The 21,729-nt window shown below is 70.7% G+C and carries 20 protein-coding genes and 1 riboswitch; of the genes, 16 read left to right on the forward strand and 4 right to left on the reverse strand.

What is annotated here, in order from left to right:
* The first annotated feature begins 277 nt into the window (after nucleotides 1-277).
* From ctaC to ABT300_RS04305, 4 genes are all read left to right on the forward strand, one after another.
* The gene (gene ctaC, locus ABT300_RS04290; RefSeq protein ID WP_351671893.1) at nucleotides 278-1,237 is read left to right on the forward strand and encodes an aa3-type cytochrome oxidase subunit II; all 960 of its coding nucleotides are present in this window, start codon (nucleotides 278-280) and stop codon (nucleotides 1,235-1,237) included.
* Nucleotides 1,234-2,970, forward strand: a complete 1,737-nt coding sequence (gene ctaD / locus ABT300_RS04295) for an aa3-type cytochrome oxidase subunit I (protein ID WP_351671896.1) — start codon at nucleotides 1,234-1,236, stop codon at nucleotides 2,968-2,970. The genes ctaC and ctaD overlap by 4 nt, the downstream gene beginning before the upstream one ends.
* On the forward strand, nucleotides 2,967-3,365 hold the full coding sequence (locus ABT300_RS04300) for a cytochrome c oxidase subunit 4 (RefSeq protein WP_351671899.1): 399 nt from the start codon (nucleotides 2,967-2,969) through the stop codon (nucleotides 3,363-3,365). The genes ctaD and ABT300_RS04300 overlap by 4 nt, the downstream gene beginning before the upstream one ends.
* Nucleotides 3,366-3,496: 131 nt before the next feature.
* Nucleotides 3,497-4,750 (forward strand): L,D-transpeptidase, encoded by a 1,254-nt coding sequence (locus ABT300_RS04305; RefSeq protein ID WP_351671902.1) that lies wholly within the window; start codon nucleotides 3,497-3,499, stop codon nucleotides 4,748-4,750.
* A gap of 52 nt (nucleotides 4,751-4,802) precedes the next feature.
* Here ABT300_RS04305 and ABT300_RS04310 read toward each other — a convergent pair whose 3' ends face one another.
* Nucleotides 4,803-5,207, reverse strand: coding sequence for a response regulator (locus tag ABT300_RS04310; RefSeq protein WP_351671905.1), 405 nt, complete (start codon nucleotides 5,205-5,207; stop codon nucleotides 4,803-4,805).
* A gap of 178 nt (nucleotides 5,208-5,385) precedes the next feature.
* On the opposite strand from ABT300_RS04310, the gene ctaE reads away from it, so the two are divergent.
* From ctaE to ABT300_RS04340, 6 genes are all read left to right on the forward strand, one after another.
* Nucleotides 5,386-6,006 carry an aa3-type cytochrome oxidase subunit III gene (ctaE, locus tag ABT300_RS04315; protein ID WP_057579930.1) on the forward strand — a complete coding sequence of 207 codons (621 nt, stop codon included), beginning with the start codon at nucleotides 5,386-5,388 and terminating at the stop codon, nucleotides 6,004-6,006.
* A 62-nt stretch (nucleotides 6,007-6,068) separates the two neighbouring features.
* Nucleotides 6,069-6,881, forward strand: a complete 813-nt coding sequence (qcrC, locus tag ABT300_RS04320) for a cytochrome bc1 complex diheme cytochrome c subunit (RefSeq protein WP_351671909.1) — start codon at nucleotides 6,069-6,071, stop codon at nucleotides 6,879-6,881.
* The gene (gene qcrA / locus ABT300_RS04325) at nucleotides 6,878-7,936 is read left to right on the forward strand and encodes a cytochrome bc1 complex Rieske iron-sulfur subunit (protein WP_319278870.1); all 1,059 of its coding nucleotides are present in this window, start codon (nucleotides 6,878-6,880) and stop codon (nucleotides 7,934-7,936) included. Before qcrC ends, qcrA begins: the two co-directional genes overlap by 4 nt.
* Nucleotides 7,933-9,579 (forward strand): cytochrome bc1 complex cytochrome b subunit, encoded by a 1,647-nt coding sequence (gene qcrB / locus ABT300_RS04330; RefSeq protein ID WP_351671914.1) that lies wholly within the window; start codon nucleotides 7,933-7,935, stop codon nucleotides 9,577-9,579. Before qcrA ends, qcrB begins: the two co-directional genes overlap by 4 nt.
* A gap of 146 nt (nucleotides 9,580-9,725) precedes the next feature.
* Entirely contained in the window at nucleotides 9,726-10,790 is a 1,065-nt protein-coding gene (gene trpD / locus ABT300_RS04335) for an anthranilate phosphoribosyltransferase (RefSeq protein WP_351671917.1), read from the forward strand.
* A gap of 73 nt (nucleotides 10,791-10,863) precedes the next feature.
* A riboswitch (SAM riboswitch) is annotated at nucleotides 10,864-10,980 on the forward strand.
* A gap of 180 nt (nucleotides 10,981-11,160) precedes the next feature.
* Complete coding sequence (locus tag ABT300_RS04340; RefSeq protein ID WP_351671920.1) at nucleotides 11,161-12,525, forward strand: aminotransferase class V-fold PLP-dependent enzyme; 1,365 nt, start codon at nucleotides 11,161-11,163, stop codon at nucleotides 12,523-12,525.
* Between the two features lie 121 nt (nucleotides 12,526-12,646).
* Here ABT300_RS04340 and ABT300_RS04345 read toward each other — a convergent pair whose 3' ends face one another.
* Together ABT300_RS04345 and ABT300_RS04350 are read right to left on the reverse strand one after the other, a co-directional pair.
* Entirely contained in the window at nucleotides 12,647-12,928 is a 282-nt protein-coding gene (locus ABT300_RS04345) for an Lrp/AsnC family transcriptional regulator (protein WP_057579946.1), read from the reverse strand.
* Nucleotides 12,925-13,716, reverse strand: coding sequence for a rhomboid family intramembrane serine protease (locus tag ABT300_RS04350; RefSeq protein ID WP_351671924.1), 792 nt, complete (start codon nucleotides 13,714-13,716; stop codon nucleotides 12,925-12,927). Before ABT300_RS04350 ends, ABT300_RS04345 begins: the two co-directional genes overlap by 4 nt.
* Nucleotides 13,717-13,898: 182 nt before the next feature.
* On the opposite strand from ABT300_RS04350, the gene ABT300_RS04355 reads away from it, so the two are divergent.
* The 6 genes from ABT300_RS04355 to ABT300_RS04380 all read left to right on the forward strand — a co-directional run bounded on the left by ABT300_RS04355 (nucleotide 13,899) and on the right by ABT300_RS04380 (nucleotide 20,440).
* On the forward strand, nucleotides 13,899-14,138 hold the full coding sequence (locus ABT300_RS04355; RefSeq protein ID WP_020129990.1) for a hypothetical protein: 240 nt from the start codon (nucleotides 13,899-13,901) through the stop codon (nucleotides 14,136-14,138).
* 69 nt (nucleotides 14,139-14,207) lie between these two features.
* Nucleotides 14,208-15,551, forward strand: coding sequence for an NYN domain-containing protein (locus ABT300_RS04360; protein WP_351671928.1), 1,344 nt, complete (start codon nucleotides 14,208-14,210; stop codon nucleotides 15,549-15,551).
* Between the two features lie 215 nt (nucleotides 15,552-15,766).
* Nucleotides 15,767-16,801 (forward strand): C40 family peptidase, encoded by a 1,035-nt coding sequence (locus ABT300_RS04365; protein WP_351671931.1) that lies wholly within the window; start codon nucleotides 15,767-15,769, stop codon nucleotides 16,799-16,801.
* A 196-nt stretch (nucleotides 16,802-16,997) separates the two neighbouring features.
* On the forward strand, nucleotides 16,998-18,020 hold the full coding sequence (locus tag ABT300_RS04370) for a C40 family peptidase (RefSeq protein WP_351671934.1): 1,023 nt from the start codon (nucleotides 16,998-17,000) through the stop codon (nucleotides 18,018-18,020).
* A gap of 39 nt (nucleotides 18,021-18,059) precedes the next feature.
* Nucleotides 18,060-19,262 carry a hypothetical protein gene (locus ABT300_RS04375; RefSeq protein WP_351671937.1) on the forward strand — a complete coding sequence of 401 codons (1,203 nt, stop codon included), beginning with the start codon at nucleotides 18,060-18,062 and terminating at the stop codon, nucleotides 19,260-19,262.
* A gap of 65 nt (nucleotides 19,263-19,327) precedes the next feature.
* The gene (locus tag ABT300_RS04380; protein WP_351671940.1) at nucleotides 19,328-20,440 is read left to right on the forward strand and encodes an MATE family efflux transporter; all 1,113 of its coding nucleotides are present in this window, start codon (nucleotides 19,328-19,330) and stop codon (nucleotides 20,438-20,440) included.
* Here the strand turns inward: ABT300_RS04380 and ABT300_RS04385 are convergent.
* Complete coding sequence (locus ABT300_RS04385; RefSeq protein WP_502977877.1) at nucleotides 20,401-21,651, reverse strand: glycosyltransferase 87 family protein; 1,251 nt, start codon at nucleotides 21,649-21,651, stop codon at nucleotides 20,401-20,403. The two genes, ABT300_RS04380 and ABT300_RS04385, sit on opposite strands and share 40 nt — an antisense overlap.
* Between the last annotated feature and the right edge of the window lie 78 nt (nucleotides 21,652-21,729).

Genomic DNA, 21,729 nt, shown 5'->3' on the forward strand with positions numbered 1-21,729 from the left:
CGGGAGCTGCGAAGCGGCGCGGGGAACCGCGTGAACGGACCGCACCGGCCCGAAGTCGCCGCACAACCCGCATTGACGACCTATTAGGCGCCCGTCCCCACCCCTTCGGGGTGACCGGCGGCGCGTATGCCACCCTCCCCGCGACCCCCCGGAGGGCGTCGGCTAGGGTTTGGTCCGCATAAACATCCAAACCCCTGCCCGACGCAGGGCGGCGACCGACCAGCGAGAAGGCAGGCCGCAGCCAACCGCGCGGGCGAGACTCTCGGGAAGGCGCTACGTGAGTCCCAACGGCTCCGACCGCTCGCCGCGGCGCCCGATGCGGCGGAAGCTGCTGCAGGCAATGACCGCGGGCCTGGTCCTGGCGACCGCCACCGGTTGCACATACAAGGACTTCCCCCGCCTTGGTATGCCCACCCCGGTCACAGAAGAGGCTCCGCGGATCCTCTCCCTGTGGCAGGGCTCCTGGGCTGCCGCGCTGGCCACCGGCGTGCTGGTGTGGGGCCTGATCCTGTGGAGTGCTTTCTTCCACCGGCGCAGCCGCACAAAGGTCGAAGTTCCTCCGCAGACCAGGTACAACATGCCGATCGAGGCGCTGTACACGGTCGTCCCCATCATCATCGTCTCGGTGCTGTTCTACTTCACGGCGCGCGACGAGTCGAAGCTGCTGAGCCTCGACAAGAAGCCCGACGTCACGGTCAACGTGGTCGGCTTCCAGTGGAGCTGGTGCTTCAACTACATCGAGAACGTCGCCGGTTCCAGCGGGGACGCGAAGACCGACGAGAACCTGGCCGCGATCCCCGACCGGTTCAAGAAGGACTTCCCGGCCGACGCGGGCGGCGTCTACACCTGCGGCACCCCCGGTGAGCGGAACCCGCAGACCAACAACCCGGGCCCGACCCTCTGGCTTCCCAAGGGCAAGACGGTCCGCTTCGTCCTCACCTCGCGTGACGTCATCCACTCCTTCTGGGTGGTGCCGTTCCTCATGAAGCAGGACGTCATCCCGGGTCACACCAACTCCTTCCAGGTGACGCCCAACCGCGAGGGCACCTTCATGGGCAAGTGCGCCGAGCTCTGCGGCGTCGACCACTCCCGGATGCTGTTCAACGTGAAGGTCGTCTCTCCGGAGCGCTACGAGCAGCACCTGAAGGACATCGCCAAGAACGGGCAGACCGGTTACGTTCCGGCCGGCATCGAGCAAACGAGCCCCGAGAAGAACCGGGAGTCGAACGTCCTGTGAGCATCCTCAACGAACCCCAGGGTGCCTCCGCAGCTGAGGACTCGTACGAGAACGAGCTGCCGGTCAGGCGCCGGCAGCCCGGCAACGTCGTGGTGAAGTGGCTGACGACCACCGACCACAAGACCATCGGTACGTTGTACCTGGTCACGTCGTTCGCGTTCTTCTGCATCGGCGGCGTCATGGCGCTCCTCATGCGCGCCGAGCTCGCCCGTCCGGGCCTGCAGATCATGTCGAACGAGCAGTTCAACCAGGCGTTCACGATGCACGGCACGATCATGCTGCTGATGTTCGCGACGCCGCTGTTCGCCGGCTTCACGAACTGGATCATGCCGCTGCAGATCGGCGCGCCCGACGTGGCGTTCCCGCGGCTGAACATGTTCGCCTACTGGCTCTACCTGTTCGGCTCGACCATCGCCGTGGGCGGCTTCCTCACCCCGCAGGGTGCGGCCGACTTCGGCTGGTTCGCCTACTCCCCGCTGTCGGACGCGGTCCGCTCGCCGGGCATCGGCGCCGACCTGTGGATCATGGGTCTGGCCTTCTCCGGCTTCGGCACCATCCTCGGCGCGGTCAACTTCATCACCACGATCATCTGCATGCGCGCACCCGGCATGACGATGTTCCGCATGCCGATCTTCACCTGGAACGTGCTGCTGACCGCGGTCCTGGTCCTGCTGGCCTTCCCCGTTCTCGCCGCCGCGCTGTTCGCGCTGGAGGCGGATCGGAAATTCGGGGCACATGTCTTCGACGCGGCCAACGGCGGCGCGTTGCTGTGGCAGCACCTCTTCTGGTTCTTCGGCCATCCAGAGGTGTACATCATCGCCCTGCCGTTCTTCGGCATCATCTCCGAGGTCATCCCGGTCTTCTCCCGCAAGCCGATGTTCGGCTACATGGGCCTGATCGCCGCGACGATCTCGATCGCCGGCCTCTCCGTGACGGTGTGGGCGCACCACATGTACGTCACCGGCGGCGTGCTGCTTCCGTTCTTCTCCTTCATGACGTTCCTCATCGCCGTTCCGACCGGCGTGAAGTTCTTCAACTGGATCGGAACGATGTGGAAGGGCTCGCTGTCCTTCGAGACGCCGATGCTGTGGGCGACCGGCTTCCTCATCACCTTCACCTTCGGTGGTCTGACCGGCGTCATCCTGGCCTCGCCGCCGATGGACTTCCACGTCTCCGACTCGTACTTCGTGGTGGCGCACTTCCACTACGTCGTCTTCGGCACGGTCGTCTTCGCGATGTTCTCCGGCTTCCACTTCTGGTGGCCGAAGATGACGGGCAAGATGCTCGACGAGCGGCTCGGCAAGATCACGTTCTGGACGCTGTTCATCGGCTTCCACGGCACCTTCCTGGTCCAGCACTGGCTGGGCGCCGAGGGCATGCCGCGTCGTTACGCGGACTACCTCGCCGCCGACGGGTTCACCGCCCTGAACACGATCTCGACGATCAGCTCGTTCGTCCTCGGTCTGTCCGTGCTGCCGTTCTTCTACAACGTGTGGAAGACCGCCAAGTACGGCAAGCCGGTCGGCGTCGACGACCCGTGGGGCTACGGCCGCTCCCTGGAGTGGGCCACCTCGTGCCCGCCGCCGCGCCACAACTTCCTCACCCTGCCGCGGATCCGCAGCGAATCCCCGGCGTTCGACCTGCACCACCCGGAGATCGCCGCGCTCGAGCAGCTGGAGCACAGCGGCCACGGCGCCAGCGCCATCGCGGGCAGCAAGGAGGCCGGCAAGTGAAGATCCAGGGCAAGATGTTCGTCTGGCTGAGCGTCTTCGTCCTCGCCATGGCGGTCGTCTATGGCGTGTGGTCGAAGGAGCCGGCCGGCACCACGGCGCTCTTCCTGGCCTTCGGCCTGTGCATCATGATCGGCTTCTACCTGGGCTTCACCGCCCGGCGGGTCGACGCGGGGGCACAGGACAACAAGGAGGCGGACGTCGCGGACGACGCCGGCGAGCTGGGCTTCTTCAGCCCGCACAGCTGGCAGCCGCTGTCGCTCGGCATCGGCGGCGCCCTGGCCTTCCTCGGTGTCGCGGTCGGCTGGTGGCTGCTCTACTTCTCCGTCCCGATCATCATGATCGGTCTGTGGGGCTGGGTCTTCGAGTACTACCGCGGTGAGAACCGCACCCAGTAGCACGCGCTGAACGCGGCGAGAGCCCGGACACTCCGTCAGGAGCGTCCGGGCTCACGCTTTTGCCGCAACGGGCGTGCTCCGTCCGGGTCACTCAGCGCGCCGCCGAGGGGGCGGCTCCCTAGCGTGAAGTCATGAGCCACCAACCCCGCCCCCGCACCGTCGTCGGCTGCACCCTGCTGGTGATCGCCCTGGGCGCGGTCGCCACCGGCTGCGGCTCCGACGGCAACCCGCTCTCCGCGCGCCCCTACGACGCGACGGACCAGATCTCCTTCAGCACGCCCGACGGCGACGGCAAGAAGGCCGACCCGGACAAGCCTCTCGAGGTCACCGCCGACGACGACGACCGCATCACGGACGTCACCGCGGTCGACGCCACAGGCCGCTACGTGGCGGGCCGACTCTCCGCCGACGGCAGCCGCTGGCGCAGCACCGAGCCGCTGGCCGCAGGAGCCCACTACACGGTCCGGGTGAGCACCGAGGACGACGACGGGGCGCCCGGCCGCCGGGTCCTCACCTTCGACACCGGCAAGCCCACCGTCAAGAAGCGGCTGGCCGTGGAGTTCGGCCCCGAGGCGGGCGAGTACGGCGTCGGCCAGCCCGTCGTCGCCAAACTCGACCAGCCGGTCAAGGACCCCGCCCAGCGGGCCGTCGTCGAACGGGGGCTGAAGGTCGACTCCACGCCCTTCGCGCAGGGCGGCTGGCACTGGGTGGACGACAAGGAGCTCCACTACCGCCCCAAGGAGTACTGGCCCGCCCACGCCACCGTCCGCGCCCACAGCAACCTGGACGGCATCAAGATCAGCGACCGGCTGTGGGGCGGCCCGGTCAAGGAGCTGAAACTGACCACCGGCGACCGGGTCGTCGCCGTGACGGACGCGGCGACGCACTCCATGACGGTGTCCAGGAACGGCCAGGAGATCAAGCAGATCCCCGTCACCACCGGCAAGCCCGGCTTCGACACCCGTAACGGCGTCAAGGTCGTCCTCGGCAAGGAGTACTACGTACGTATGCGCGGGACCACCGTCGGCATCGCCGAGGGCTCCGCGGACTCCTACGACCTGCCCGTCTACTACGCCACCCGCGTCACCTGGAGCGGCGAGTACGTCCACGCCGCCCCCTGGTCCGTGGGCTCCCAGGGGTACGCGAACGTCAGCCACGGCTGCACCGGCATGAGCACGGCCAACGCCCAGTGGTTCTTCGACAACATCCGTCAGGGCGACGTCGTCCAGGTCGTCAACAGCAACGGCGACACCATGGAGACGTTCGGCAACGGCTTCGGCGACTGGAACCTGGACTGGGCCCGCTGGACCAAGGGCAGCGCGCTGACGGGCGCCAAGCAGAAGACGCAGGCGGAGACGGCGCGCCTGAGCCCGGCGGCGGTGTGACCGCCCGGGGGCGCGGGGGCCGACGGCGAACCGGGCCCCGCCCCCCGAGCCGCTACGCGCTCTGCTGGAGCGCCTTCGTGCGCAGCAGGGCGGCCAGCGCCCCCGCGAACTCCACAGGCTCCACGGGCAGCGTCACAGCCGCGTCCGCGCGGCTCCAGGTCGCGAGCCACGCGTCCTGGGGCCGCCCGATGAGCAGCAGCACCGGCGGACACCGGAAGATCTCGTCCTTGAGCTGACGGCACAGACCCATGCCGCCCATGGGAGCGGTCTCCCCGTCGAGGACGACGACGTCGACGCCGCCCTTCTCGAGCTCCCGCAGCACCGCCGGCGCCGTCGCGCACTCCACGAACTCCACCAGGGGGGCGTCCGGCGCGGGCCTGCGCCCGGTCGCGAGCCGCACCTGCTCCCGCGTGTTGGCGTCGTCGCTGTAGACCAGCACCGTGGCGGTCGCCTGCATGCTTCCTCCGTGACATCAGCGTCGTACGGACAGAACCGATGCCGCGGATGCTACTCCCTCACCCGCCCCGTCCACACCGCCTGGAACACCACTTCGATGGGCCATACGGGCAGTACACACGGGGCGATCACTCCGAACGGCACCCCCCGGAGTGAGGGCGGGATAAGGGACCGACATAATGTCGGTCGTGGCGACAGCAACGACAGTAGAAACCGGGCACGCGCACCCGTCGGTCAATCGGCCGAACCTCACCAGCGTCGGAACCATCATCTGGCTGAGCTCCGAGCTGATGTTCTTCGCGGCCCTCTTCGCGATGTACTTCACCCTGCGATCGGTGACGGGTCCCGATCACTGGAAGGAGATGGCCGAGGCCCTGAACCTCCCGTTCTCGGCCACCAACACCACGATCCTGGTGCTCTCCTCCCTCACCTGCCAGCTCGGCGTCTTCGCCGCCGAGCGCGGTGACGTGAAGAAGCTCAGAATGTGGTTCATCGTCACCTTCATCATGGGTGCGATCTTCATCGGCGGTCAGATCTACGAGTACACGGAGTTGGTCAAGAAGGACGGGCTCTCGCTCTCCTCCGACCCGTACGGCTCGGTGTTCTACCTGACCACCGGCTTCCACGGCATGCACGTGACGGGCGGCCTCATCGCCTTCCTGTTCGTCCTCGGGCGCACCTACGCGGCCAAGAGGTTCACCCACGAGCAGGCGACCGCGGCCATCGTCGTGTCCTACTACTGGCACTTCGTCGATGTCGTCTGGATCGGCCTCTTCGCCACGATCTACCTGATCAAGTAGCCGGGCCCGCTCCCGCACCTCCACAAGCATCGACGCAGAAGATCCTGACACCGGGGTAATCCGTGAAAAAGCTCTCCGCACGACGACGCCATCCGCTGGCGGCGCTCGTCGTCCTCGTCCTATCGCTGGCATGCACAGGGTGGCTGTTCTCCGCGCTCGCGCCCACGAGCAAGGCGCAGGCTGACGACACCGCCCAGTCCCTCGCCATCGACGAGGGCAAGAAGCTCTATGCCGTCGGCTGCGCCAGCTGCCACGGCACCGGCGGTCAGGGCAGCTCCGACGGTCCGAGCCTGGTCGGCGTGGGCGCCGCGGCCGTCGACTTCCAGGTCGGCACCGGCCGCATGCCGGCGGCGACCTCCGAGGGCCCGCAGGTGGTGAAGAAGAAGAACATCTACTCGCAGGCCGACATCGACCAGCTCGCCGCGTACATCGCCTCGCTGGGCTCCGGCCCGACCGTCCCGACCGAGGCCGAGTACGGCCCGGAGGGCGCGGACATCGCCAAGGGCGGCGACCTGTTCCGCACCAACTGCGCGCAGTGCCACAACTTCACCGGCAAGGGCGGCGCCCTGACGAAGGGCAAGTTCGCCCCGACCCTCGAGGACGTGGACCCGAAGCACGTCTACGAGGCGATGCAGACCGGCCCGCAGAACATGCCCTCCTTCCCCGACACCACCCTGTCGGAGCAGAACAAGAAGGACATCATCGCGTACCTGCACGCGGTCAACAGCAGCGACACCGACAACCCCGGTGGTCTGGAGCTGGGCGGCCTCGGGCCGGTCAGCGAGGGTCTGTTCGCCTGGATCTTCGGACTCGGCGCCCTGATCGCGGTCGCCGTCTGGGTCGCCGCTCGGACCGCAAAGGCCAGGAAGTCATGAGTAGCCAAGACATTCCAGAAGAGAACCTGCCCGTAGAGCAGGGCCACGCGCACGGCGCGGTGGACGTCGCGGACGAGCGCAACCCGTTCGCCGACCCCGGTCTGCCGCCCCACGAGCACCGCGTCCAGGACATCGACGAGCGGGCCGCCAAGCGGTCCGAGCGTGCGGTCGCCTTCCTGTTCACGCTGTCGATGCTCGCCACGGTCGGCTTCATCGCCTCGTACGTGGCGATCCCCGCCGACAAGTCGATCTTCGTGTTCCCGATCGGCCACCTCAGCGCGCTGAACTTCGCGCTGGGTCTGACGCTGGGCACGGCGCTGTTCACCATCGGCGCCGGCGCGGTCCACTGGGCCCGCACCCTGATGTCGGACGTCGAGGTCGCCGACGAGCGCCACCCGATCGCCGCGAGCCCCGAGGTCCGCGCCAAGGTCCACGCGGACTTCCGGCAGGGCGCCAAGGAGTCCGCGTTCGGTCGCCGCAAGCTGATCCGCAACACGCTGTTCGGCGCGGTCGCCCTGGTGCCGCTCTCCGGCGTCGTGCTGCTGCGCGACCTCGGCCCGCTGCCCGAGGACAAGCTGCGGCACACGCTGTGGGCCAAGGGCAAGCTGCTCGTCAACATGAACACCAACGAGCCGCTGCGTCCCTCGGACGTGGCCGTCGGTTCTCTCACCTTCGCCAAGCCCGAGGGCCTGGAGGAGCACGACGAGGACTTCCAGAACGAGATCGCCAAGGCGGCCCTGATGATCGTCCGGCTCCAGCCGGAGAACATCAAGGACAAGCGCGAGCTCGAGTGGTCGCACGACGGCATCGTGGCGTACTCGAAGATCTGCACCCACGTCGGTTGCCCGATCTCCCTGTACGAGCAGCAGACGCACCACGTGCTGTGCCCCTGCCACCAGTCCACCTTCGACCTCTCCGACGGCGCCCGAGTGATCTTCGGTCCCGCCGGTCACGCCCTGCCGCAGCTGCGCATCGGCGTGAACGACGAGGGCTACCTCGAGGCGCGCGGCGACTTCGAGGAGCCCGTCGGTCCTGCTTTCTGGGAGCGCGGATGAGCACCACAGAGAACCACGAGAGCAACGAGTCCCGCGCACGCGGGAAGGCTCCGGCCGGCGAGCGGATCGCCGACTGGGCCGACGGCCGGCTGGGGATCTACTCCCTCGCCAAGGCCAACATGCGCAAGATCTTCCCCGACCACTGGTCGTTCATGCTGGGCGAAGTGTGCATGTACAGCTTCATCATCATCATCCTGACGGGTGTGTACCTGACGCTGTTCTTCCACCCGTCGATGAACGAGGTGGAGTACCACGGCAGTTACGTCCCGCTCCAGGGACAGCTGATGTCCGAGGCGTTCAACTCGACCCTGCACATCTCGTTCGACGTGCGCGGCGGTCTGCTCATCCGGCAGATCCACCACTGGGCGGCGCTGATCTTCCTCGCCGGCATGTTCGTGCACATGATGCGCGTCTTCTTCACGGGTGCGTTCCGCAAGCCGCGTGAGGTCAACTGGCTGTTCGGCTTCCTGCTGTTCGTCCTCGGCATGTTCACCGGGTTCACCGGTTACTCGCTCCCGGACGACCTGCTCTCCGGCACCGGTGTCCGCTTCACCCAGGGCGCGATCCTGTCGATGCCGGTCGTCGGCACGTACATCTCGTTCTTCCTGTTCGGCGGCGAGTTCCCCGGCCACGACTTCGTGGCGCGGTTCTACTCGATCCACATCCTGCTGCTGCCCGGCATCATGCTGGGCCTGATGGTGGGCCACCTGATCCTGGTCTTCTACCACAAGCACACGCAGTTCGCGGGCCCCGGAAAGAGCAACAAGAACGTCGTCGGCATGCCGCTGCTGCCCGTGTACATGGCGAAGGCCGGAGGCTTCTTCTTCCTGGTCTTCGGCGTCATCGCGGTCATCGCGGCGATCGCGCAGATCAACCCGATCTGGGCGATGGGCCCCTACCGTCCGGACCAGGTGTCGACCGGCGCCCAGCCCGACTGGTACATGGGCTTCGCCGAGGGCCTGATCCGCTTCATGCCGGGCTGGGAGATCAACCTCTGGGGTCACACGCTCGTCCTGGGCGTGTTCATCCCGCTGGTCCTGTTCGGCGTGGTCCTCGCGGCGCTGGCGCTCTACCCGTTCATCGAGTCCTGGGTCACCGGCGACAAGCGCGAGCACCACATCCTGGACCGCCCGCGCAACGCTCCGACCCGTACGGCGCTCGGCGTCGCCTGGGTCACGATGTACATGATCACGCTGGTCGGCGGCGGCAACGACCTGTGGGCCACCCACTTCCACCTGTCGATCAACGCGATCACCTGGTTCGTCCGGATCTTCTTCTTCGTCGGACCGGTCATCGCGTACATCCTCACCAAGCGGATCTGCCTCGGTCTGCAGCGCCGCGACAAGGACAAGGTGCTGCACGGCCGGGAGACCGGCACCATCAAGCGCCTGCCGCACGGTGAGTTCATCGAGATCCACGAGCCGCTCAGCCAGGAGCAGCTGCACACGCTCACGGCGCACGAGCAGTACGAGCCGGCCGCGATCGGCGCCACGGTCGACGACAACGGCGTCGAGCGCAAGGTGACGGGCAAGGAGAAGCTCCGCGCCAAGATCAGCGGAGCGTACTTCGGCGAGGACCAGCAGATCCCGAAGCCCACCGTCGAGGAGTACAAGGAGATCACGAGCGGCCACGGCCACCACTGATCGTCGAGGCGTCGCCACGCCACGGTGAAAGGGCCCCGTCCGGTTGTCGGACGGGGCCCTTTGCCGTGCCCGTCGGCTGGATAGGGTGGGCACACACGTCTTCCACGGCACCCACGGAAGATCCGTACGACACCCAGGAGCGGCTGATGAGCGCTGTGACCCCCGCTGGAGGCGACACCGCGGCGGGCCGTTCCTGGCCCGAGGTGCTGAACGGCCTGCTGTACGGCCGCGACCAGGGCGCGGACGCCACGTTCTGGGCGTTGGACCGGATCATGCGCGGCGAGGCCACCGACGCGCAGATCGCCGGGTTCGTGGTGGCGCTGCGGGCCAAGGGCGAGACCGTCGAGGAGATCAACGGGCTGGTCCGGGCGATGTACGAGCACGCCAACCTGATCGAGGTGCCGGGGCCGACCGTCGACATCGTCGGCACGGGCGGCGACGGCGCGAAGACGGTCAACATCTCCACGATGTCGGCGATCGTCGTGGCCGGCGCGGGCGCCACCGTCGTCAAGCACGGCAACCGGGCCGCGTCCTCCGCGTCCGGCGCCTCGGACGTGCTGGAGAAGCTCGGCGTCAACCTCGAGCTGACCCCGCGCCGGGTGGCCGAGGTGGCGCGGGAGGCCGGGATCACCTTCTGCTTCGCGATCAAGTTCCATCCGGCGCTGCGTCATGTCGGCGCTGCGCGCGGCCAGTTGGGCATCCGCACGGTGTTCAACATCCTCGGCCCGCTGACCAACCCCGCCAGGGTGCGGGCCCAGGCCGTCGGCGTCGCCGATCCGCTCATGGCGCCGGTCGTCGCGGGCGTCTTCGCCGAGCGCGGCAACTCGTCCCTGGTCTTCCGGGGCGACGACGGCCTCGACGAGCTGACCACGACGGCCACCTCCCGGGTCTGGGTGGTACGCGACGGCAAGGTCACCGAGGAGACCTTCGACCCCCGCGACGTCGGCCTGGAACTGGTGCCGGTGGAGGCCCTGCGGGGCGGGGACCCCTCGTACAACGCCGAGGTCGCCCGCCGTCTGCTGGAGGGCGAGCGCGGCCCGGTCCGCGACGCCGTCGTGCTGAACTCGGCGGCGGCGCTCGTGGCCCTCGAGCCGGGCGGCGGGACGCTGGCCGAGCAGATCCGGGCCGGCATGGCGCGGGCAGCGGAGTCGCTGGACTCCGGGGCGGCCAAGCGGGCCCTGGAGCGCTGGGTGGCCGCCAGCAACGCCTGACGCGTGAGACGCGGTCCCGCCATCCGGACACGGGTTGCGGGACCGTGATCGGCTCGCGTAGGTTCCTGTACCAGGTCATGAGTGACAGTCATGAGGCCCCGGCCGACTGTCCGGCAACCCTCCGTCCGTGGCGGGGTGCCCCGGGTGAAGACCAGGCTGTGGGCAGCGAGGCCCACGGCAAGCGCGGATCCCTCGCACTCTTTCGAGTGAGAACGCCAGGGGTCCTGGGTCGTCCGAGGGAGTCTCCTGTGAGCAAGCGAATGCGCTAGGGCGTCGAGCCCCGCCTCCGCACACCCCTTTCCCCTTCCTCCGTGCTCGAGCCCTGTCCGCTCGCACGGCGGTTCCCCCTTGCCTCTCACGGGAGTTCTCCATGTCCGTCTCCACCGCTGCCGTCACCCGCCCCGTTTGCGCCCCTCTGGACGTTCTGGGGCGGGATGTCACCGTTCCGCTCGTCACCGGCGGCGAGGTCGCCTACGCGGCCCTCGACTACGCTGCCAGCGCCCCCGCCCTCCAGCGCGTCTGGGACGACGTCGCCGCCTACGCGCCGTACTACGGCAGCGTGCACCGCGGCGCGGGGTACCTCTCCCAGCTCTCCACGGACCTCTTCGAGAACGCCCGCAGGACCGTCGCCGAGTTCCTCGACTGCCGCCCCGACGACCAGCTGGTCTTCACCCGCTCGACGACGGACTCCCTCAACCTGCTGGCACGCGCCCTGCCCGCCGACTGCCAGGTCTTCGTCTTCGAGACCGAGCACCACGCCTCACTGCTGCCCTGGCAGGACGCCCGGGTCAGCTACCTCGACGCCCCGCGCACCCCTGGCCAGGCCGTGGAGACCCTGGAGCGCGCCCTGGCCGCCCGGGACCCGTACGGCCCGGCGCTGGTCTGCGTCACCGGCGCCTCGAACGTCACCGGTGAGCTGTGGCCGGTGCGCGAGCTGGCGGCGGCGGCGCACGCCCACGGCGCCCGGATCGTCCTGGACGCCGCCCAGCTGGCCCCGCACCACCCGGTGTCGGTGCAGGACCTCGACGTCGACTGGATCGCCTTCTCCGGCCACAAGCTGTACGCCCCCTTCGGCTCCGGCGTGCTGGCCGGCCGCGCGGACTGGCTGGTCGCGGCGGACCCGTACCTCGCGGGCGGCGGCGCCAGCCGCAAGGTCACCCGGCGCGAGGACGGGGGAGTGGACGTGGAGTGGCACGAGAGCGAGGCCCGCCACGAGGCAGGCTCCCCGAACGTGATCGGCGCCTACTCCATCGCGTCCGCCTGCAGGGCCCTCACCGAGGCCGGCTTCGACGCCCTGGTGGCACGCGAGCGGCACCTGATCGAGAAGGTGCGCACCGGCCTCGCGGAGGTCCCGCAGGTCCGGATCCTGTCCCTCTTCGGCGACGACGCCCCGCGCGTCGGCGTGATCTCCTTCGTCGTCGAGGGCTGGAACAGCTCCCACTTCGCCGCGGCCCTGTCCGCCGAGTACGGCATCGGCGTCCGCGACGGCCTCTTCTGCGCCCACCCCCTGGTCCGCACCCTCCTGGGCGGCGCCCCCGAGGCGCAGGGCGAGTGCGGGGCCCCCGAGGCGGCTCCGGGGGAGAAGTCCCTCAACGCCATCCGGGTGAGCTTCGGCGCGGGCACCCCCGACGAGCACGTCGAGCGCTTCGTGACCGCGGTCCGCGAGCTGGTGACCGAGGGGGCGAAGTGGCGTTACCGCACAGAGAACGGCCGCTGCGTCCCCACCCTGAACTGACCCAGGCCCCCAGGGAATGGTCCCCCCGGGGCGCGCCGGGGGAGAACGGCGCCGCCGGGGTCGTCCCCCTCAAGGGGCGCGGGGAACTGCGCGACTGCCCGCCCCCGACCGGAGCAGCCCCCTACGAGTCCAAGCCGATGGCGAACGCCGCTTCGAGGTCGTGCTGCGAGTACGTGCGGAAAGCGACGTGCGTGTCCGTCCCCTCGACCCCGGGAATCTTGCTGATGCTGCCCGGGATGACCTCGGCGAGGTCCTCGTGCTGCTTCACCCGGACCATCGCGATGAGGTCATAGGTCCCCGTGACGGAGAAGACCTCGCTCACGGACTCCAGCGAGGCGATCCGCTCGGCGATCTCGGGGATCCGGTCCACGCTGGTCTTGATGAGGACGATCGCGGTGATCACGGCTGGTTCTCTCCCTCGGAGGCCGGAGCTGGGGCGGCCCTCACTCTAGCCGCCCGCCCGTCGCCCGCCGCCGCCCTTCCCGGGCGGTCCGTGGGACCTTTCCCGATCCCGAAACGGGCCCACGCGTAGAGGAGCCCGAGGCCGAACCCCACCAGGTGCGCCAGATACGCCACCCCCGGGCCCCTGGGCGCCTGTCCCGCCGCCGCCCACTGCAGGGCCGCCCAGAAGGGCAGCACGACCCAGGCCGGGAACCGCAGCGGCAGGAAGAACAGGAACGGCAGGAGGCTGGTGACCCGCGCCCGGGGGAACAGGTACAGAAACGCGCCGAGCACCGCGGAGATCGCCCCGGACGCGCCGACCAGGGACTGCGACGACCCGGCGTTGGCGGCGGCGTAACCCAGCAGGGCCAGGTAGCCGCAGCCGACGGTGAAGAGCGCGAACTCGGCGCGGCCCATCCGTTCCTCCGTCATCGCCCCGAAGACGTAGAGGAAGAGCATGTTGCCCAGCAGGTGCACCCAGCTGCCGTGGACGAAGAGGGCGGTCGCGGGGGTGAGGACGGCCCGGGGCGCGCCCGTGAAGAGCTCGGCGGGCACCACGCCCCAGTGTCGGAAGTAGGCCCGCTGGGCGGCCGCCAGCTCGTCGCCGGCGCCGTACGCCGGATCGAGCCCCGAGGCGGGGCTGACCAGGAAGATCAGGCAGCACAGGGCGATCAGTCCGCAGGTCACCGGTGCCGAGGGGTTCCGGAGCGCTCGGCCGACCGCCCCGTTCCCGTTCCAGTTGCTGATCATGGGTACAGAGCATGACGTAACGGGACGCACACACCGGGAGCGCCTCGCCGCCGCTCGGCCGCCGCGGACGGACGGGCGGAGGGTACCCGGCAGGCCGTAGGGTTACGAGCCACACGCACGGGGGAGCCTTGGGCCCGACCCGGCACAGCGAGCACGACACCAGAAGGAAGTGGAAAGTCACGATGACGGTTCCCCTGCCGACCGCCGCCACGCGGTGGCGCTGCACTCTCTGCGGCAACCTCACGCGGTTCGACGTGACGCGCTCGTCGAAGGTCGTCGAGTACGTGCACCTGGACCTCGCGGGCGAGCCGAAGGTCGAGGAGCGCGAGGTGGTCAGTGAGACCATCGAGTCGGTGCGTTGTCGCTGGTGCAACGCCGTGGACCAGGTGGAACTCGTGGATCGGCCGGGCGCCGGTTCCTGACGACGGGGTCCCCCCGCTCGAGCGACGTCGAGAGTGGGGGCGGGCTCCCACAGTATTGGGGTGTGACGGATGGTGGAGAGCGCAGGCGGGGGGCCGGGCGACGGCGCCGCCGAGATGCTCGACCGTCCGCTGCCGGACGGCGTGCGGCGCAGGGTCGTCACGATCGTCTCCGACGGCTTCGGCGGACTGACCGTCGGTGAACTGCCCGCCCAGTTGCGTCAGTACGCCCGTTTCGCGCCCAACCGGCGCGCCAAGTTCGCGGGCAACGCGATGGCGGCCGCGCTGGAGACCGATCCGCTCTTCAGGCAGCGCATCGCCGAGAAGTTCAGAGAGGCCCAGCCGGAACTGTCCGGCGCCCTCGACTCCGGCGCCCCCACCCCGGCCGCGGACCCGCTCGACGTGGCGGCCGCGGCCTATGTTCTGCGGCCCGTCGGCTGGGTGAAGCTGGTGACGTCGGCCGGCGAGGAGGCCCAGCGGGCCGACGCCGAGCGGGCCGACGAGGAGAGCCGCGCCGAGCTGGAGCGGCTGCGCGAGGAGCTCGAGCGGGCGCGTGAGCAGACCCGGTCGGACACCGAGCGGCTGCGCGCCGAGCTGGACGCGGCGAAGAAGGAGACCGAGTCGCTGCACCGCAAGCTGCGGTCGGCCCTCAGTGACGTCAAGCGCGGCGAGGCCGCCCTGCGCAAGGCGCAGGGCGAGATGGAGACCGCGCGCGCCGAGGGGCACGCCCAGGTGTCCGCCGCGGAGAGCGAGTCACGTCGGCTGAAGGCGCGTCTGGGTGAGGCGGAGGCCGCTCTGGAGGCGGCTCGGCGCGCGGCCCGCGAGGGGCGCAGCGTCGAGGACATGCGGGTGCGGCTGCTGCTGGACACGGTGCTCGACGCCGCTCAGGGGCTGCGGCGCGAACTGGCGCTGCCGCCGGTGTCGGTGCGGCCGGCGGAGACCGTCGACGCGGTCGAACCGGGACGAATGACCCCGAAGGACATCGCCGCACGGGCCTTGTCGGAGCACGATCCGGCCATTCTCGACCAGTTGCTCGCGCTGCCGCAGGCGCATCTCGTGGTCGACGGCTACAACGTCACCAAGACCGGCTATCCGCAGATGCCGTTGGAGAAGCAGCGGCTGCGGCTCCTCGGTCAGCTCTCGCAACTCGCCGCGCAGACCGGCGCCGAGGTCACCTGTGTCTTCGACGGCGCCGAGCTCGTCGCTCCGGTGCTGCTCGCTCCGCCGCGCGGGGTGCGGGTGTTGTTCTCCAAGCCGGGCGTCACGGCCGACGAGCTGATCCGGCAGCTGGTGCGGGCCGAGCCGCCCGGCCGGCCGGTCATCGTCGCCTCGACCGACCGCGAGGTCGCCGACGGCATCGCGAAGGCGGGCGCCCGACCGGTGGCTTCCGCGGTGCTTCTGAAGCGACTGTCCTGAGAAGGTGGAAAATGCGGGTTCAATGACCGAATTGGCGGAATCGTCACGCAACGTAGCGTCAATCGGTCAATCACTGCACGTGAGTTGTGTGAAAAAACTGCGTTGCGTGATGGGTTTTTTCTGCCGGGGGATTTGAACTGATCACGGAGAGGTCACTAAGGTCTGGTGATCGAACCTCCAAACGGGTGATCACTCAAAAGAAGGAGCCCGTCTCCGTGGCGTCCCATCGTCGACCGAAGCAGCCGAGTCGCGCGCGCGTGACCGTGCTGACCACCGCAGCCGCCGCTGCCGTCGTGCTGAGCTCACAGGCCGCCAACGCGGCGCCCAGCGAGAAGCTCAGCAAGGACGAGGTCAAGAGCAAGGTCGACAAGCTCTACGAAGAGGCGGAGCAGGCCACCGAGACGTACAACGGGGCCAAGGAGAAGCAGGAGAAGCTCCAGAAGGAGATCTCCACCATCCAGGACAACGTCGCGCGCGGTCAGGCAGACCTCAACGAGCTGCGCGACTCCATGGGCCTGGCGGCCGCGGCCCAGTACCGCACCGGCTCCATCGACCCGTCCCTGCAGCTGCTCCTCTCCTCCAACCCGGACGACTACCTGGACAAGGCGTCCGCCGCCGACCAGCTCAGCGCCCAGCAGGTCGAGGCGCTGAAGAAGATCCAGGAGAAGCAGCGCGAGCTCGCGCAGGAGCGCAGCGAGGCGTCCGCCAAGCTCAAGGACCTCGCCACCACCCGCACCGAGCTCGGCAAGAAGAAGAAGGAAGTCCAGGGGAAGCTGGCCGAGGCGCAGAAGCTCCTGAACACGCTGACGGCCAAGGAGAAGGCGGCCCTGTCCGCCGCCGACGCCCGCGCCAGCCGCGACGCCGGCCAGCGGGTCGACCTCGGCGACACCCCGCCCGGCTCCGGCTTCGCCATGGCCGCCTTCCGGGCCGCCCAGACCCAGCTCGGCAAGCCGTACCAGTACGGCGCCACCGGCACCGCCACCTACGACTGCTCGGGCCTGACCTCCTGGGCCTACGCCCAGGCGGGCGTCCACATCTCGCGCATCTCGCAGGACCAGGCCAACGACGGCACGCGCATCTACAGCAAGGCCGACCTCAAGGTCGGCGACCTGGTCATCTTCTACGGCGACCTGCACCACGTCGGCCTCTACGCGGGCAACGGCCAGGTGCTGCACGCCCCGCGCACCAACACCGTCGTGCGCTACGAGTCGATCAACAACATGCCGTTCCAGTTCGGCGTCCGGATCTGATCGTCCTCAAGATCAGGACACCACGCCGCCCGAACGGGCGAATCGTGGCGACCCGAAGTGACCCCACGCCCCGCCGGTGACCTGCGTCAGCGGCGGGGCGTCACTGTGCGTGCCCGCCGAGGTCTTTGGCCGACCCCCCGTCGCGGGGCTACTGTCTGCCGCGTTCTGTCCGCCGGTGGAAGGAGCGCGGCTTCCCGTGGGGTCCCATCGTCGCCTTGCACAGTCCGGGTTCGACCGGGGCGCCTGCAGCGCCCTGAGCGTGCTGTCCGTCGCGGCAGCCGCACTCGGCGCCGTCTCCGCCGTACCGGCCACGGCCGCGCCGCACGACGACACCCGTGTCGAGGTGGACCGTCTCTACACGGAGGCCGAGAAGGCCACCGAGGCCTTCAACAAGGCCGGCGAGCGCGCCGACGCCCTGCGGGAGCAGGTCGGCCTGGCCCAGGACCACATCGCCCGCCAGCAGCAGCGCGTCAACGGCATGCGCGAGGAGCTCGGTGCGCTGGCCGGCGCCCAGTACCGCTCCGGCGGCCTCGACCCCTCGCTTGCGCTGCTGTTCTCCGACGACCCCGAGGAGTACCTCGCCAAGGCGTCCGTCCTCGACCGCATCACCGCCCACCAGGCCGGCGAACTGCGCACCTTGCAGGGCGCGTTGCGCGAGCTCCACCAGGAGCGCTCCGAGGCCGCCCGCAAGCTCGCCGAGCTGGAGAAGAGCCGCGAGGCGGTCACCCGGCACAAGCAGACCGTGGAGCAGAAGCTCGCGAGGGCCCGGCAGCTGCTCAACTCGCTGCCGTCCGACGAGCGCGCCGCCTACGACCGGGCCTCCCGGTCCGGCCGCGACGGCCTGCCGGACCTCTCCGGCGCCGTCCCGGCGTCGGGGCGGGCGGCCGCCGCCGTGGCCGCGGTGCGCTCCGCGCTCGGCAAGCCGTACATCTGGGGCGCCAACGGCCCCTCCGGGTTCGACTGCTCGGGCCTCATGCAGTGGTCGTACGCACAGGCCGGGGTCTCCCTGCCGCGCACCTCGCAGGCCCAGGCGCACGCCGGACGCCGGGTGCCGCTCTCCCAGGCGCAGCCCGGCGACATCGTCACCTACCGCTCCGACGCCAGCCATGTCGGCATGTACGTCGGCAACGGGCAGGTCATCCACGCCCCCTACCCGGGCGCGCCGGTGCGCTACGACCCGGTCGGGATGATGCCGGTGTCGTCCGTCACCAGGCCCTGACCGGGTCCCACGCGCCGCTGCCGCCGTACGATCGGGAGAATGGCTGGTCGAAGGCGGGCGCGCGGCGCCGGGGTGCGCGGGCTCTGCCTGCTGCTGGCCCCGCTGTTCGTCGCGTCGGTCGCCTGCGGCGGGCGCGCCGGACCGGACGGCGCACGGGCCGACGTCCAGCGGGTCCTCGACCGGCGGGCCGCCGCGGTCCTCGGCCATGACCCGCGCGCCTACGCGGCCACCGGGACCGCGACCGGGTACGCCGCGCTGCGGGCCGTGCCGCTGGCGACCTGGTCGTACCGGGTGGGGGCGCTGCACCGCGCCGGGGACGCCGCCACCGCCGACGCCGAGCTGAGCTACCGGGTGGCGGGCTACGACCGGGCGCCGGTGACCGTGGGCCGCACCCTGAGCCTGGCCCGTGACGGCTCGGGGCGGTGGTCGGTGGTTTCGGAGAAGCCCGCCGCCAAGGCCGCCCAACAGCTCTGGGACCAGGGCGCGGTGCGCGTCGTGCGGGGCGTCCACAGCCTGGTGCTGGGTGTCGGTCAGACCGACGAGCGGCTGCGGGCCTTCGCCGGACTGGCCGACGACGCGGTGCCCGCGGTCTCGGCCGCGTGGGGCACCGACTGGGCCGGCCGCGTCGTCGTCCTCGTGCCGAAGTCGCTGGACGGCATGGCGGCGCTGCTCGGCTCGCCGCCCTCCTCCTACCGGGGCATAGCCGCGGTCACGACCGGAGAGACGGGCGGCGGGGCCAAGACGCCCGCGGACCGGGTCATCGTCAACCCCGACGCGTACGCCATGCTCGGCCGGGTCGGCCGGCAGGTGGTCCTCACCCATGAGACGACGCACGTCGCGACCCGCGCCCACACCAACGGCGCCACCCCGCTGTGGCTGTCCGAGGGGTACGCCGACTGGGTCGGCTACCGCGACACCGGCCGCACGCCCGTCGAGGCGGCGCCGGAACTCCAGCGCGCCGTCGCCGAGGGGAACGTGCCGGCGGCGCTGCCCGCCGACGGCGACTTCGGCTTCTCCGGCGACACCGAGCGGCTCGCCACGGCCTACGAGGGCGGCTGGCTGGCCTGCCGCATGATCGCCGACCGGTGGGGCGAGGTGCGACTGGACGCCTTCTACCGGGCGGTGGGGGCGCACGGGAAGCGGCCGGGCGCGGTGGAGAGCGCCCTGCGCGACGTGCTGGGGGTCACCTTGGCGCAGTTCACAGCGGACTGGCAGGGCTATCTGAAGTCGCAGCTCGGCTGACCCACGTCAGTCCGGCGGGACCGCCGCGGCCCGGCGGGACTGCGATCGGGCGGGAGTGCGGACCGGTGGGGCTACGGACCGGTGGGACTGCCCGCCGCGGGCCCGGTTCGGCGGCCGGCGGCTTCCTGCTGCGCGAGCCGCTGGCCCGGCTGGTCCTCGGCGGGGACGGCGGCCCGGCCCTCCCGCTGGCCGTCTCCTACTTCGCCGTGTCGATGCCGGGCATCGCCGTCTTCTTCGCCCAGCAGCTCGTCGACGGCGTCCTCAAGGGCGCGGGCGACACCAGGACCCCGATGCGGCTGGCCCTGCTGGCGAACGGCCTCATCCTGCTCTGCGACCCGCTCTTCATCCACCTGTACGGCGTCCCGGGCGCCGCCGCCTCCACGGTGCTGTGCCGGAGCGTCGCCCTCGGGGCCGGGCTGCTCGCCCTGCGCCGCGCCCCCCTGCTGCGGGAGGCCGCGGGCGCCCCGCCCGCCCGCGGCGCGGCCGCCTCCCTGCGGCGGACGCTGACCACCGGGCTGCCCATGTCGGCGGACTTCACCGTGCGACAGGCCGGGACGCTGGCCCTGGTGGCGGTCGTGGCGAGGCTCGGAGTGACGGCGGTGGCCGCCTACGCGATCGCCTACAAGGTCCTGTACGTGGCGACCATGGCCTTCTACGCGGTCCGCCAGGCCGCGTCCATCCACACCGCGCACACGCTGGGCGCGGCCGGAACGGCGGCCCTGCCCCCGGGCGCGGCCGCGACCGCGCGGGTGCGGCGGGAGATCGGGTCGCAGGCAGTGCTCGTCTCAGGCTGCGCGGCTCTCGCGGCCGCCCTGCTGCTGGGCGCGACGGCCCCCGTCCTCATGGCCGCCTTCGGCTCCGGCCCCGCGGTGGCCCGCCAGGGGGTGGTCTTCCTGCGCTGCATCGGGCCCTACCTCCTGCTCATGGGCGGATTCATCGCTCTGGGCGGGGTCTTCGAGGGGAGCGGCGGCGCGCCCGTGCTGCTGCGGGTGACCGCCCTGGGCGTCGCCGTCCAGCTGCCGCTGGCGTACGGGCTCTCGGAGTGGGGGCTGCCCGGGGTGTGCCTGGCCCTGACGCTCGGGACGGCGGTGCAGTGCGCGGCGGTGGCCGCGGTGCTGCGGCGGGCGTGGCGGCCAGGTCAGGAGGACGCGTTGCGCTCGCCGGCGCGGGCCGCCTGACCGGAGGGGCCGCCGGGGCCCGCGGGCAGGGGCGTCGGCGCCGTCGAGCGCCACAGGCGTACGGCGGCGGTGAGGGCTGCGGCGACCAGCAGCCCGTTGCGCAGGACCATCAGACAGACGCCGAGGAGGGTGCTCGCGACGACGTCCTCGAACAGGACCGGGAACTCCAGCACCGTCACCGCCGCGGCGGCCAGGACCAGGGCGGCCGGAAGGGTCATCCGGCTGTCGCGGAAGCACAGGCAGACCGCCGCCAGGCCGATCAGCCACACCAGGTACTGCGGACTGAGCACCCGGCTGGTGACGGTGAACAGCAGCACCGCCGTGAAGGCCGCCTCGGCGAGCGAGCGCGGTCCGAGGGGCCGCCCGGCCAGCCGGCGCCGCCACAGCAGCAGCCAGCCCGACGCGAGCGCCGTGAGTCCCAGCGCCGCGTCGTTCACCACGCCCACGTACGGGCCCGTGAACTCCAGACAGCCGTAACGGAACAGCACCTCGCCCTGCCAGCCGAACCGCCGGGCGACATGGAAGACGAGAGCGCCCACGGACTCCACCTCGGTGCCCCGGTCGCGCTGGAAGGAGAGGAAGGCGAAGGCGCCGGGCACGGCCAGGGCGGACAGTGCGGACAGCGTGAGGGCCGTCGCCGCGGCCGCGCCCCAGGCCCGCCTGCGCTCGGCGCCGGCCAGCAGCAGCACCGGCCATGCCTTGAGCAGTGCCGCGAAGCCCGTCAGGGCGCCCATCACCGCGGGGCGCCGTACGCCCGCTGCCAGCGCGCCGACCGCGACCGCGGTCACCATCACGTCGTAGCGGGAGTACAGGGTGGGGCCGAGCAGCGCGGCGCCCGCCGTCCACAGCCAGGCGCCGCGCAGCGACCGGCCGGGGCGCAGGCCCGTGTGCAGCAGGAGCATGAACACGACGAGGTCGGCGAGGAACGCCAGCACGAAGAACGCCGACGCGTAGTCCAGGAAGGGCAGCAGGCCCGGGGAGAGGATCGCGAGGGCGGCGGCGGGCGGGTACTGCCAGGTGACGTCGGCCGCCGGGAACGCGCCGCCGCGCAGCACCTCGTACCAGTCCCGGTAGGTGGCCCAGACGTCGCTGGTGACGTCCGGCCCCGGGAATTCGAGCACGTGGAATGCGAAGAGCAGCAGGACGAGCCGGGTCGTGCCCCAGGTCGTCAGCAGGCCCGTCAGAGGCCGTCCCGCGTCCGTCATCTCCACCCGGAGCCGTCCGTTCCTGTCCGTCCGTTCCTGTCCGCCCGCCCGTTCCTTTCGGCACGGGCGTCGCTTCTTCGCCCG

The organism is Streptomyces sp. NPDC001027, from assembly GCF_040299045.1.
In the GTDB taxonomy this organism is placed as follows: domain Bacteria; phylum Actinomycetota; class Actinomycetes; order Streptomycetales; family Streptomycetaceae; genus Streptomyces.

Excerpts from the sequence above, each read along its gene's own strand:
- ABT300_RS04305 (WP_351671902.1), top strand. The coding sequence starts at position 3,497 with ATGAGCCACCAACCCCGCCCCCGCACCGTCGTCGGCTGCACCCTGCTG.
- ABT300_RS04310 (WP_351671905.1), bottom strand. The coding sequence starts at position 5,207 with ATGCAGGCGACCGCCACGGTGCTGGTCTACAGCGACGACGCCAACACG.
- ctaE (WP_057579930.1), top strand. The coding sequence starts at position 5,386 with ATGTCGGTCGTGGCGACAGCAACGACAGTAGAAACCGGGCACGCGCAC.
- qcrA (WP_319278870.1), top strand. The coding sequence starts at position 6,878 with ATGAGTAGCCAAGACATTCCAGAAGAGAACCTGCCCGTAGAGCAGGGC.
- qcrB (WP_351671914.1), top strand. The coding sequence starts at position 7,933 with ATGAGCACCACAGAGAACCACGAGAGCAACGAGTCCCGCGCACGCGGG.
- trpD (WP_351671917.1), top strand. The coding sequence starts at position 9,726 with ATGAGCGCTGTGACCCCCGCTGGAGGCGACACCGCGGCGGGCCGTTCC.
- ABT300_RS04340 (WP_351671920.1), top strand. The coding sequence starts at position 11,161 with ATGTCCGTCTCCACCGCTGCCGTCACCCGCCCCGTTTGCGCCCCTCTG.
- ABT300_RS04350 (WP_351671924.1), bottom strand. The coding sequence starts at position 13,716 with ATGATCAGCAACTGGAACGGGAACGGGGCGGTCGGCCGAGCGCTCCGG.
- ABT300_RS04355 (WP_020129990.1), top strand. The coding sequence starts at position 13,899 with ATGACGGTTCCCCTGCCGACCGCCGCCACGCGGTGGCGCTGCACTCTC.
- ABT300_RS04360 (WP_351671928.1), top strand. The coding sequence starts at position 14,208 with ATGGTGGAGAGCGCAGGCGGGGGGCCGGGCGACGGCGCCGCCGAGATG.
- ABT300_RS04375 (WP_351671937.1), top strand. The coding sequence starts at position 18,060 with ATGGCTGGTCGAAGGCGGGCGCGCGGCGCCGGGGTGCGCGGGCTCTGC.